Raw genomic sequence first — 11,990 nt, 5'->3', positions numbered from 1 at the left:
GCTTGGGCTTGGGCTTGGGCTTGGGCTTGGGCTTGGGCTTGGGCTTGGGCTTGGGCTTGGGCTCGAGGCGTGCCTCCTCGGGACTCACGGTGTCGATATCAAGGCCCTGCCTCGAGCGAGCCGTCGCTTCGGCCGCGGCAGGGCCGGTGATGTCATTTCCGACCGCTGTGTCAGCGTCGACACCGCGATAGTAGCCGTGGAGGCGGTCCTCCTCGATCGACTGGAGGGAGCCGCCGGCATCGACTCTCGGGGCGTGTTTGACAAGATCCTTCGAGTAGGGGAGCCGGATCTCACCTCCGGCTTCCTCAGCCTCCTCAAGAGGGACGAACGATTCCGACGCGCCGAAGAGTCCGGTCTTCACCGTGGCCCAGTTGGGGTGCCCGGTGGTCGGGTCGACAAATATCTGAGCGACCCTTCCGATCTTGTCCCCGTCGGGATCGGTGACGGTGGCGCCGATGAGGCTCGCGACGTTATTCGAACTGATCATCTATTTCGGCCTTTCTTCTCTTGTGCTTCTGGTGGTGCCTATCGGCCGAGGCCGGCCCTGTCGATGGCACGGTGGTAGCGCATGCCGGCGAGCCCGCCGAGGATCGCTCCGATCAGGCTGACGACGGCGACAGCGATCGCGGTGACGATGCCGGTTGCGGTGAGGGTGCCTTCGCTCAGCGGGATTCGGGGGAAGCTGTTGAGGTTCGCCAAGATGTTGAACTTGGTTCCTGCCACGGCGGCAACAATGGCCACCACCACGGCGATGACAACCGCCCACAACCAGACAGCGACACCCTGCTTCGCTCCACTGAAGCGAGCCATCCTGCCCGCGACGTATCCACCGGCGAGGTAGGCGACAAAAAGCACCACGACCAGGGCGATTGCGCCCACCAGTCCGACCGTCCCGGCATTCTGTTTGGCGGCATCGGCTGCATTCTTGGCCGATCCGTTGCTGCCCAGTCCGAGCGCGGCTCCGGCACCTCCCACAACGGCCGTGAGAAGAACCGCGGTGCCGGTGGCGGTGAGCCAGCCAAAGAACGCGGCGCCGACTTTGACCCCGCCGAACTCCTCTTTTTGACGCTCCACCACATCGTGTCGCAGAGTGTGAGTGCCGTCCACCGGAACTGCGGCCGCCGTCGACTCGGTGTCGTAGACGGGAGCGCCAGGCTGACGCTCGTTCACGGGAGCGCCACGCTGGGGCTCAGAAGGGGTGGGGGATGCAGTCATCGTCTTTCCTTCGCTGAAGGGAAATGGGTGGAGCGCCGACCGGTGGCGGCACGCGTTGTCCCTCGACTGGTCGAGGACTGGTCGGAAGGGCCAGCGCTGTCGCACTCGGCTCGTGCGGGGGGTTCGGTGGCCTGCTGAACCAACGTCCCCTAATGTACGGGCAACGGCGCACTCCGTTAGGGGCTTGAAATGGATCCCACATTCGGGTATGGATCAGTGTTCTTCTGTCCGCTCGCACTTCCCGGGAGGCTCAAAGCTGCCGCCGGATTTGCAGGTCGTCGGAGTGAGTCCTTTAAGCCAGATTGCGCCGCGCGCGCCTCATCCCTCGACCGCGTGCACATCCCGGAATTCAATGCGAGCGCCTGGACGAATCATCCGCCCCGCCGCCGACGCCCGCTACGCGTGGACGCCGCGCGCGGCAGTCGCGTGCAACGAGCCGAGCAGCGCGAGTGCGTCGGCGCTCGAGCTGCCGATCGCGGGTGTGCCGACGAGCAACTGCTGCCCAGGGGCATCCCGCACTTCGAACGTCTGGTAGGTCAGTTCGATGCGGCCGACCGAGGGGTGCACGAAGACCTTGTACGCACGGGCGAGACCGGCGACGGTCTGGTCGTTCCACAGCGTACGGAATGCGTCGACGGGAAGAAGCTCGTCGAGCAGTGCCATGATGGCGGGATTGTTGGGGTCGTACCCGGCATTCAGGTGCAGGGCGTGCACCGTCGCCCGTGTCACGGAGTCCCACTCGATGAACACGGACTTCGCCTCGGGATGCAGAAACAGCACCTTCACCATGTTGAGCGGACCCTCGGCGCCGGGCTGCGCGAAGGGCGCCAACAGGGCGGCGGCGGGGGAGTTGGTCGCCAGGATGTCGAACGACGGCCCGAGCACGTACGCGGCCGCGGCGACAAAGGAATCGAGCAGCGTCAGCAGCGCGGGGTCGACGAGGTCGCGCGAGCTTCCGGCGCGCAGGCTCGGGTTCATTCCGGCGAGGCGGTAGAGGTGCCCCCGTGAATCGGTATCGAGCCGCAAGGCGCGCGCGATTGCATCCAGAACCTGCGACGAAGGACTGCGCTCGCGGCCCTGCTCGAGCCGCGCGTAGTAGTCGGCACTGACCCCGGCCAGCACGGCCACCTCCTCACGACGGAGGCCGGCGACCCGGCGGGTTCCGCGGCCACCAGCGAGGCCGGCTTCTTGCGGGTGCAGGCTGCCGCGGCTCGCTCGCAGGAAATCGCCCAATGCATTGCCAGTGAGAGTCTGCATCGTTCCAACTTAGTCGCGAGGCGTGGCGGGCTCCCAGGGTGCGGTGCACCTAGGCAGCGGCGGCCTTCTGTGGTGGGGATGTTCGAGGCAGTCTGAGATGACAGCCACAAACAGAAAGCCCACCCATGCCCTTCGCCGACGAACTCATCGGACCCCACACCGCGAACGCCCTCGTGCGCGCGATCCACGTCGCGGCGCCGACCGCGGCACTGACCAGCCTGCAATCGGCGTCGACGAGTCTGACTCCCCTCTCGCTTCGCGAACGCAGCGACCTGCTCAGAGACGCCCTGCTTCGCGACCTGCCCGGTGACTACGGATCGTTCGTCGCGACGATCCGGCGGGCCCAGCACGGGGTTCCGATGTTCAGCGGCTGGCTGATCTGGCCCGTCACGGGGGCCGTGGCCGCCAAGGCCATCGGGGAGAACACCGATGCAGCCTTCGACGACGCCCTGCAGTTGCTCGCCGAACTCACCTCGCGGCTCACCTCCGAGTTTGCGATCCGCAGCCTGCTCGACCACGACCTCGATCGGGCGCTCCCCGTGATCCAGACGTGGACCGCGTCGCCCGAGGTCGATATCCGACGCCTCGCCTCCGAGGGCACCCGTGCCTTCCTGCCGTGGTCGACCCGGGTGCGGGGGCTCCTCGCCCACCCGAGGGCGACACTGCCGATCATCACCGCGCTCTACCGCGACCGCAGCGAATACGTGCGGCGTTCGGTCGCCAACCATCTCAACGACCTCAGCCGCCAGCAGCCGGCGATCGTCGTCGAGACGGCGCGGGCCTGGCTCGCGCACCCGGACGAGAACACCGCACGACTGGTCGCCCACGGGTTGCGGACACTGGTCAAGCGCGGCGATCCCGAGGCGCTGTCGCTGCTCGGTTTCGCTCCGGCGGTGTCGATCGCCGTCGAGGGCCCGGTTCTGGATGCCGCGGCGGTGCCCTTCGGAGGGACCGTGCGCTTCGGCGTCGGTGTAGTCAACAAAGGTGACCAACCGGCGCGCCTGGCCATCGACTACATCGTTCACCACAGCAAGGCCACCGGCACACAGACCGGCAAGACCTTCAAGCTGACCACCGCGACGCTCGCACCGGGCGACCGCCTCGACCGCACGCGGGACCACTCGTTCCGTGCGATCACGAGCCGTCGCTACTATCCCGGACCGCACGCCATCGAACTGCAGGTGAACGGCCTCGTGATGGGACGAGCGGAATTCGAGCTCCTGCCCGAGGTGTGAACGCCGCCAGGGTGTGGCGCACCTAGGTTCTCCCGGCCTTCCTCCCTCGAGGCATCGCGCCGAGACTCGACGTACGAAACACACCATGCATGACTGACAGAGAGAGCTGCCCACCATGACCGAGATCCTCGAAATCACCACCCTCCGACCGGCCGCCGGCCTCACCGCCGCCGACTTCATCACCGCCAACGCCGACATCGACGAGTACCTGGTGCGCCAGCCCGGCTTCGAATGGCGCCGTATCCTCGAGACCGGCGACGGCACCATCATCGACATCGTCGCGTACGACAGTCTGGAACACGCCCGCGCCGGCGCCGCCGGCATCAACGGCGAAATGGCCGACTCGCCGGTGCACGCCACCATCGACCACGCCACCGTCGACTGGAACCTGACGACCGTGCTGCACCGCGTCGATGGCAACTGAGATCGCCGCCGCGGACCGCACCCGGGCCACACCGCTTGAGCTGTTCTTCGGGCTCGGCATCGGAGTCGCCGCCTTCCTCGCCGCGACCGCGGCCTATCCGACAGTCGCGGGCAGCTCCCGCGCAACCACACCCCTCAAGGAGATCTCATGACCACGACAACACCCCACAACGGCGGAGCCGTTCTCATCACCGGCGCGAGCAGCGGAATCGGCGAGGCGACCGCGAGGCACCTCGCGTCGCTCGGCTACCCGGTCGTGCTCGGCGCCCGGCGCACCGACAGGCTCGCCGCCGTCGTCGACGAGATCAGGACGGCCGGAGGTCGAGCCGACTACGCGGAACTCGACGTCACCGACCTCGTCAGCGTGCGGGCCTTTGCCGAGACGGCGCTGGCGCTGCGCGGCCGCATAGACGTGCTCGTCAACAACGCCGGCGTCATGCCGCTGTCTCGGCTCACCGCCCTGCGCATCGACGAATGGAACCAGATGATCGACGTGAACCTACGCGGTACGCTGCACGGCATCGCCGTGGGGCTGCCCCTGATGGAGGCGCAGGGGCGCGGTCACATCGTCAACGTCGCGTCCGTTTCGGGCCACCGGGTCGACCCGACGGCGGCCGTCTACAGCGCGACGAAGTTCGCCGTCCGCGCTCTCTCGGAGGGACTTCGCCAGGAGAGCACCGTCGTACGGGTCACGGTGATCAGTCCCGGCTTCACGGTCAGCGAACTCGCCGACCGTGGTGGCGACGAAGCCAGCCAGGCAGCCGCGCACGCTGCGACCCGGCAACTGGGGTTGCCGGCATCTGCCGTCGCTGAAGCCATCGGCTACGCGGTCGCCCAGCCCGGGTCGGTGGATGTCAACGAGATCGTCGTCCGGCCGACGCTACAAGGCTGAATCGGCGCTCCCAGCACCGACCACTAGACCGGGGTGAACCGCACCCGGTCTGACCTCTCCGCTCACGAAAGAAACTGGATCACATGACAAACTCCCCATCAGTGCCTCCGACCGCGTCCGACCTCGTCACCGCCGATTCCGTCCCGGCTGGGGTCTCGACGTCGCGATGAGACGTCCGGCCTGAGGCGTGTCGCTCGCGCTCAGCCCGCGCTGACGCTCGTGGCAGCCCAGTTCGCGAGCAGTTGTAGGCGTTCGGCGCTGGGGGAGCCGGGTTCGGCGGTGTAGACCATGAGCAGCAGCCCCGGGTCTGCGGTGACGACAAGTTCGTCATAGGCGAGGGTGAGTTCGCCAACGACGGGGTGGTTGAAGCGTTTGGTGCCCGTACCGTGCGTACGCACATCATGCGCGCCCCACAACTGGCGGAAGACATCGCTGCGGGTCGACAACTCGCCGACGATGTCTTGGAGCGCCTTATTGTGCGGGTCGTGGCCGGCGCGCGCGCGCATGATCGCGACACACATCTCCGCGAACAGGTCCCAATCGGGATAGAAATCACGGGACGCGGAGTCGAGGAACTGGAAGCGCGCGAGATTGGGGGTGCGTCCGCCGTCACCGATGATGGGGGAGTAGAAGGCCCGGCCGAGATCGTTCGTGGCGAGGATATCCTGGTGCAGGTTGATGACCACAGCGATGCCTCCGGTGATCGCCGAAAGCATCCATTGCAGGCTAGGACGGTTCACGGCGTTCTTGCCCGTGCGACGGCGGGGACGTCCGGATAGGGGTATGCCGTCGGCCGCGCGGGCAAGGTCGAACAGGTGTGTGCGTTCGGTGTCGTCGAGTTGCAGGGCGCGAGCGATCGCGTCGAGAACCGACGACGATGCGCCGGCGATTGCGCCGCGTTCGAGTTTGGCGTAGTACTCGACGCTCACTCCGGCAAGGGTTGCCACTTCGCTGCGGCGCAGCCCGGCCACGCGTCGGTTGGAGCCGGCGGGGAGGCCCGCGAGTTCGGGGGTCACCTTCGCGCGTCGCGACATCAGGAACTCGCGTACCTCGGAGTGATTGTCCATGAGAACGACGTTACGGCTCTCGAACGTGGAATGGGGTGCTCCCCTGATACACCCTTCGACAGGGACTCCCTCGCGACCGGGTTGGGGCGTTCACTGGAACACGACTGAGCAACCGTATGGATCGACTTAAGGACACAGTGGCTACCACCCTTCAGGCTCCAACGCCTCCGGCCGCCGAAACGCGGACACGCCTACCCCTCGCGACTCTCGCAGCGCTGGCGGTGATCGGCTTCGTGCTCGTCGCGATGGAAACCATGCCTGCCGGACTGCTGCCGATCATCGCCAACGGGATGAGCACTTCCGAAGGCACTATCGGTCTGTACGTGAGTGCATACGCGCTCGGCACGGTCATCGTGACGATTCCCGCCATCACCCTGACCAGGGGCATGCGTCGAAAGCCGCTGATCCTTGTCGCCATCCTCGGACTCATTCTGGCCAATACCACCACGGCGCTCTCGTCCGACGTCACCCTGTCGTTGGCGTCGCGATTCGTCGCCGGCTCGTTCTCCGGCATCATCTGGGGCATGCTCGCTGCCTATGGGCGCACGATCAGCCCCCCATCGCGGGCGGGACTGTCGTTGGCGATCGTTTCCGCCGGGGCGCCGGTCGGATTCGCCCTCGGGACGCCACTCGGTTCGTGGTTGGGAATGACCTTCGATTGGCGGTGGGCCTTCATCGGACTCTCGGCAGTCGCCCTCGTCGCCGGAGCCGCGATCGCCGTCATCGCCCCCGATGCGCCGGGCCAGTCCGGCAAATCCCGCCTCCCCATCGTGCGCGTGTTGCGCATCCCGGGCCTCCTCATCATCCTCGCCGTGATCTTCACGTGGATGCTCGCGCACAACACCATCTACACCTACATCTCCCCGTACCTGCGTGCCGCAAACAGCGACCTCACCGTCGACCTGCAACTCTTCATCTTCGGTGTCGCCTCGATCGTCGGCATTGTCATCACCGGCGCGCTCTTGGACCGCTATCCCCGCCCGCTGCTCCACGGCAGCGTCCTGGTGTTCATCGCGGCTGGCGGGGTTCTGCCGGTCGGACACACCTCGACCGTCGCCATAATCGTCGCGACGGTCCTGTGGGGAATCACCTTCGGCGGTGCGGCAGCCCAGCTCCAGGCAGCCCTGACGACCACCGGCGGCGCCGATTCAGACGTAGCGAACTCGTTCCTTCCGGTCGCGTTCAACCTCGCGATCTTCACCGCCGGCATCCTCGGCGCCGCACTGCTCACCAACTTCGACGGCCTTGTTCTGACCATCGTGATGATGGTCTCCGGCCTCGCCGCACTCGCCTTGACCATCTACGGGCGCCGAAACGCCTTCCCCGCCCACCTCTAACGCACAAGGAGCCAACTATGAAAGCCACCTACATGTTCGGACCCGGCGACGTCCGCATCATCGACGCCCCGGACCCCGCACTGAAGGACAGCACGGACGCCCTCGTTCGCATTGTGCGCGCGTGCGTGTGCGGATCCGACCTTCACCCGTATCACGGCATGAACGAGACTCCCGAGGGAGTCTCGATGGGGCACGAATTCATCGGCGTCGTCGAAGCGCTGGGCTCCGACGTGCGCACCCTGGCGGTCGGCGACCTGGTCATCGCACCGTTCGCGTTCTCCGACGGCACCTGCGAGTTCTGCACAGAAGGTCTCTACACCTCGTGTGTGCACGGCGGCTTCTGGGACATGCCCGGTATGGGCGGCGGCCAGGCCGAAGCCATCCGCGTCCCATTCGCCGACGGCACTCTCGTGAAGGTTCCCGGCGTCGACGAGAATTCGCCGCTGCTGACCTCGCTGCTCACCCTGTCTGACGTGTACGGAACCGGGTGGCACGCCGCTCACCGCGCCGGCGTCACCGCCGGCGACACGGTCGCGGTCATCGGTGACGGGGCCGTCGGCCTCCTGGCCGTGCTTTCCGCTAAGCAGCTGGGTGCCGAGCGCATCATCCTGATGGGACGCCACAAGGCCCGCACCGATCTCGGCATCGAGTTCGGCGCCACCGACGTCGTCGCCGAACGCGGCGAGGAAGGAATCGCGAAGGTCCGCGAACTCACCGGCGGTTTCGGTGCCCGCAAGGTGCTCGAAGCGGTCGGCCACATGCCCGCGTACGAGCAGGCCTACAAGATCGTCCGCCCCGGCGGCGTCATCAGCCGCGTCGGAGTGCCGCAGTACGAGAACGCCCCCGTCGGATTCGCCAGCCTCTTCGGCGGGAACATCACCCTCACCGGAGGCCCGGCGCCCGTGCGCGGGTACATCGAAAGACTGATGCCCGCCATCCTCAGCGGAAGTGTCAATCCCGGCAGAGTCTTCGACCGCACCGTCGGCCTCGACGGCGTGCCCGAGGCCTACCGCGCGATGGACGACCGCGAGGCCCTCAAGGTCATGATCACCTTCTAGCTGCTGCCCCACCTCTCGAAAGGAATCACCCGTGAATCTCGAACCGACCAGACCAACCACAAAGAACCCGCCCGAACAGTTCGCCGGCGACGTGTGGCTGGACATGATCGCCGTCCCCCACCAGGACGGTCAGCACCTGACCGTCGCCACCGTTCGCTTCGCCCCCGGCGCACGAACCGCCTGGCACTCCCACGCCCGCGGCCAATACGTCCGCATCACCCAGGGCATCGGCCGATTCGGCACCCGAGACGGCAGCATCATCGACGCCCACCCCGGCCAGACCGTCTACACCCCGCCCGGTCAGGAGCACTGGCACGCGGCTGCCGACGGCAGCTTCATGGAACATATCGCCATGACGGAGAACGCGGACGACCCCGCCACGACCACCACCTGGCTGGAACACATCACCGACGCCCAATACAACGGCGAGGCCGAGGCCGACGCGTGAACCCACGGGCCTGATCTGCTCACGCACACGGGAGGTTCGAGAGGCGTCAGCCGATGCTTGGGTCTTCGCAGGAACCCGTGGCCCACTCACCGTGTGAGGGACGCGGGCACCTCGTCGACGCGGCCGATTCCCGAACGATGCTGGCCTAACAATCCCGGCTGCCCGGCCGGGGCGCACGCGTTGACCCCGATTGCACGCGCCGCCGCCGTTCCTCGGCCGAGGGTGTTTTCGGCCAGAGCCGAGGTCGCCGGCGGGTTCGGGAGGGGTACGGTTGGCACCATGCGAGCCGGCACCGGAGTCGAGCGGGGAGAGTCGAACGCGCGTGCGCACGCGGCGCCCGAATCGGTGAGGAACCTCGCGATCGACCGGTTCAGGGGCGTGCTCGTGATCCTGATGGTGGGCGGCGACTATCTCAGCGGCGTGCGGGTGGTTCCGGCGTTGCTCAAGCACGCCCCCGACATCGGCTTCACCGTGGCGGACACGGTCGCCTCGGCCTTCGTCTTCGTGATCGGGTTGAACTACGGCACGTCCTTCGCGCGGCGGGCTCGATCCGGCACGGCCGCCGCCTATCGACACTTCGTCGTGAGGTATCTCGCCCTGATCGGGCTCGGCGCCCTCGTCGCGGGCGGGGCGGTGGTGTCCGGTGTGCCCACCGACTGGGGAGTGCTCCAGGCTCTCGGGGTGGCCGGCCTGATCTGCCTGGCGGTGATTCGGCTCCCGACCTGGGCCCGGTTCGCCATGGGGGCGCTGATGCTGATCGGCTATCAATACGTGCTCGGCCTGTCGATGCTCTCGACCGTGCTCCATACCGTGCACGGGGGACTCTTCGGCGCGCTGTCCTGGGCGGCGCTGCTGGTGCTGTCCACGGCCGTGGCGGATGTCTGGCGCAGCGGGCGCGCTCCCTACGCCATCTGCTGTGCCGCGTTGGCCGTCGCGGCCGCACTCTCCGCCGTGGTGGTGCCGGTGAGCAAGAACCGGGTGTCGCTGAGCTTCGTCTTGATCACCCTGGCGATCAGCGCGCTCGTCTTCCTCGCGTTCGAGTACGGCGCCCGATTCGCCCCACAGGGCGCCGGATTCTTCTGCTGGTGGGGCGAGAACGCGCTCGCGCTGTACTTCCTGCACCTGGTGATCCTCTCCCTTGTCGTTGTGCCTCCCGCCGCGTGGTGGTACGCCGAGGCTCCGGGCTGGCTCGCCGCGCTGCAACTGATCGTGATCCTCACCGTGCTGTCCGCGGTGGCATGGTGGATGCACCGGCGCGGACTGCGGCTCGGGTTGTAGGCGCCGCGACACGCGGACGGACCGGTCGCCGACCAATTCGGGGCGGCGAGGGTGCGCGCGGCGCTAGGTTTGGCTCGACATATTGGGTGTCACCGGCGGGTCCTTCCACGGCCCCGCCGGATAGATCTGAAAGGCAACGATGCCAGAAGAAAAGCCCGCCGGCAGAGTTCTCGGTGACAGCGAACACCTCGAGGCCCTCGGCTACCAGGATTCCTTCCACCGTTCGATGACGCTGTGGGGCAACTTCGCCCTCGGCTTCACCTATCTCTCGCCCCTCGTGGGGGTCTACTCGCTCTTCGCGCTCGCGCTCAGCGCCGGCGGTCCGCCATCCATCTTCTGGCTCGTGATTGTGGGTTCCGGCCAGTTGCTGGTGTCCCTCGTGTTCGGTGAGGTCGTCTCGCAGTACCCGATCCACGGCGGCATCTATCCCTGGGCGCGTCGGCTCTGGGGGCGGCGCTACGCCTGGATGGCGGCGTGGATCTACATCTGGGCGATGATCGTGTCTATCACCGCAATCGCGGAGTTCGGCAGCGGATTCTTCGCCAGCCTGTTCGGCTTCGCGCTGACCAAGGAGATCACCCTCCTGCTCTCCCTCGTGTTGCTCTTCATCGCGCTCGGGCTCAACTTCACCGGAACGAAGACCCTCGCGCGGGTCGCCAAGATCGGGCTCGCGGCCGAACTCGTCGGCGTGATCGGCGTCGGGCTCTACCTGCTGATCTTCCAGCGGCACCAGGGCTTCGAGGTCTTCTTCAACAGCATGGGCGTGGAGGGAAACGGGAGCTACTTCGGCGCCTTCCTCGGCGCAGCTCTTGCCGGACTCTTTCTGTTCTACGGGTTCGAGGCCTGCGGTGATGTCGCGGAGGAGGTCGCGAACCCGGCACGCCAGATCCCCAAGGCGATGATCATGACGATCCTCGTCGGCGGAGTCTCCGCGCTGTTTGCGTTCGGGGGATATGTGCTCGCCGCGCCGGACCTCGCGTCGATCGTCAGCGGCAAGGACCCGGATCCGATCCCGCACATCCTCGAATCGAGCCTCGGTGCGGTGGGGGCGAAGATCTTCCTGGTGGTGGCCCTCACCGCCTTCCTGTCCTGCGTGCTGAGCCTGCAGGCCGCGGCGAGCCGACTGCTCTTCTCATTCGGACGCGACGGCATGGTGCCCGGCCACCGCTGGTTGGCCAGGGTGTCGCCCAAGAGCAGGGTGCCGATCAACGCGCTCATCGTGGCGTGCGGCATCCCGGTGCTCATCTGTGTGCTGATCTACGTCGGGCCGGATGGGCTTCTCACCCAGGTAACCGCGTTCGCGGTGATCGGCATCTATGTGGCATTCCAGGCCGTGGTTCTCGCCGCCCTCCGCCAGCGGCTCAAGGGCTGGCGGCCCGCGGGGCCGTTCAACCTCGGTCGCGTCGGCTTCGCGGTGAACGTGGCGGCGCTGCTCTATGGGATCGCCGCGATGCTGCTGCTGGCCTGGCCCGGCCGCAGCGGAGTGCTGCTCAACGACTGGATCGTGCTGATCGGGTTGGGCGTGGTGGTGGGCACCGGCCTGCTCTACCTGTTCATCGCGCGGCCGGACCGTCACTCCGACGCCCCACAGGGCGACGCCGTGCAGGTCGCCGAGATGCTTCGGGGCCTCTCGAAGTAGCGTGCAACTGCCGATGCGGCTCTGCCTCGCGGAGGGAGTCGTGTCACGCCTTGGCGGGGAAATGTGCTCGCGGAGGGAGTAATGACTCCCTCCGCGAGACCCTTTCCCCCGCCACAGGCGAGAGCTGCGCAGCGAGCGGCG

The 11,990-nt window shown here is 67.1% G+C and carries 13 protein-coding genes; 9 read left to right on the top strand and 4 right to left on the bottom strand.

Translation table 11 applies throughout. From position 1 onward, the window contains the following. The 3 genes from ACHZD8_RS04580 to ACHZD8_RS04570 form a co-directional block, all read right to left on the bottom strand. A partial coding sequence (locus tag ACHZD8_RS04580; RefSeq protein ID WP_394768976.1) for a PRC-barrel domain-containing protein occupies nucleotides 1-487 on the bottom strand: 487 nt, incomplete at its 3' end. Between the two features lie 38 nt (nucleotides 488-525). After that, the gene (locus tag ACHZD8_RS04575) at nucleotides 526-1,215 is read right to left on the bottom strand and encodes a hypothetical protein (protein WP_394768975.1); all 690 of its coding nucleotides are present in this window, start codon (nucleotides 1,213-1,215) and stop codon (nucleotides 526-528) included. Between the two features lie 396 nt (nucleotides 1,216-1,611). Continuing rightward, entirely contained in the window at nucleotides 1,612-2,472 is an 861-nt protein-coding gene (locus ACHZD8_RS04570) for a helix-turn-helix domain-containing protein (RefSeq protein WP_394768974.1), read from the bottom strand. 125 nt (nucleotides 2,473-2,597) lie between these two features. Here ACHZD8_RS04570 and ACHZD8_RS04565 point away from each other — a divergent pair, with 125 nt between their 5' ends. The 4 genes from ACHZD8_RS04565 to ACHZD8_RS04550 all read left to right on the top strand — a co-directional run bounded on the left by ACHZD8_RS04565 (nucleotide 2,598) and on the right by ACHZD8_RS04550 (nucleotide 5,022). Then, nucleotides 2,598-3,707 (top strand): DNA alkylation repair protein, encoded by a 1,110-nt coding sequence (locus ACHZD8_RS04565; RefSeq protein WP_394768973.1) that lies wholly within the window; start codon nucleotides 2,598-2,600, stop codon nucleotides 3,705-3,707. A 115-nt stretch (nucleotides 3,708-3,822) separates the two neighbouring features. Then, a complete protein-coding gene (locus ACHZD8_RS04560; protein ID WP_394768972.1) occupies nucleotides 3,823-4,131 on the top strand; it encodes a hypothetical protein in 309 nt (102 codons plus the stop codon). Continuing rightward, on the top strand, nucleotides 4,121-4,282 hold the full coding sequence (locus ACHZD8_RS04555) for a hypothetical protein (RefSeq protein WP_394768971.1): 162 nt from the start codon (nucleotides 4,121-4,123) through the stop codon (nucleotides 4,280-4,282). The genes ACHZD8_RS04560 and ACHZD8_RS04555 overlap by 11 nt, the downstream gene beginning before the upstream one ends. Beyond that, a complete protein-coding gene (locus ACHZD8_RS04550; RefSeq protein ID WP_394768970.1) occupies nucleotides 4,279-5,022 on the top strand; it encodes an SDR family oxidoreductase in 744 nt (247 codons plus the stop codon). Before ACHZD8_RS04555 ends, ACHZD8_RS04550 begins: the two co-directional genes overlap by 4 nt. Nucleotides 5,023-5,222: 200 nt before the next feature. On the opposite strand, the gene ACHZD8_RS04545 is transcribed toward ACHZD8_RS04550, so the two are convergent. Continuing rightward, a complete protein-coding gene (locus ACHZD8_RS04545) occupies nucleotides 5,223-6,089 on the bottom strand; it encodes a helix-turn-helix transcriptional regulator (protein WP_394768969.1) in 867 nt (288 codons plus the stop codon). A 137-nt stretch (nucleotides 6,090-6,226) separates the two neighbouring features. Here ACHZD8_RS04545 and ACHZD8_RS04540 point away from each other — a divergent pair, with 137 nt between their 5' ends. From ACHZD8_RS04540 to ACHZD8_RS04520, 5 genes are all read left to right on the top strand, one after another. Continuing rightward, on the top strand, nucleotides 6,227-7,426 hold the full coding sequence (locus ACHZD8_RS04540; protein ID WP_394768968.1) for an MFS transporter: 1,200 nt from the start codon (nucleotides 6,227-6,229) through the stop codon (nucleotides 7,424-7,426). Between the two features lie 17 nt (nucleotides 7,427-7,443). Then, nucleotides 7,444-8,484: an alcohol dehydrogenase catalytic domain-containing protein gene (locus tag ACHZD8_RS04535; protein ID WP_394768967.1), complete on the top strand. Its 1,041-nt coding sequence runs from the start codon at nucleotides 7,444-7,446 to the stop codon at nucleotides 8,482-8,484. A 31-nt stretch (nucleotides 8,485-8,515) separates the two neighbouring features. Beyond that, a complete protein-coding gene (locus ACHZD8_RS04530) occupies nucleotides 8,516-8,932 on the top strand; it encodes a cupin domain-containing protein (RefSeq protein ID WP_394768966.1) in 417 nt (138 codons plus the stop codon). Between the two features lie 279 nt (nucleotides 8,933-9,211). Further along, complete coding sequence (locus tag ACHZD8_RS04525) at nucleotides 9,212-10,210, top strand: heparan-alpha-glucosaminide N-acetyltransferase domain-containing protein (protein ID WP_394768965.1); 999 nt, start codon at nucleotides 9,212-9,214, stop codon at nucleotides 10,208-10,210. Between the two features lie 139 nt (nucleotides 10,211-10,349). After that, nucleotides 10,350-11,849, top strand: a complete 1,500-nt coding sequence (locus ACHZD8_RS04520; protein WP_394768964.1) for an APC family permease — start codon at nucleotides 10,350-10,352, stop codon at nucleotides 11,847-11,849. Nucleotides 11,850-11,990: the final 141 nt, after the last annotated feature.

This window comes from Lacisediminihabitans sp. (genome assembly GCF_043726815.1).
In the GTDB taxonomy this organism is placed as follows: Bacteria; Actinomycetota; Actinomycetes; order Actinomycetales; family Microbacteriaceae; genus Lacisediminihabitans.
The sequence above is the reverse complement of the archived record's forward strand: the minus strand, read 5'-3'. Positions and strand labels throughout refer to the sequence as shown.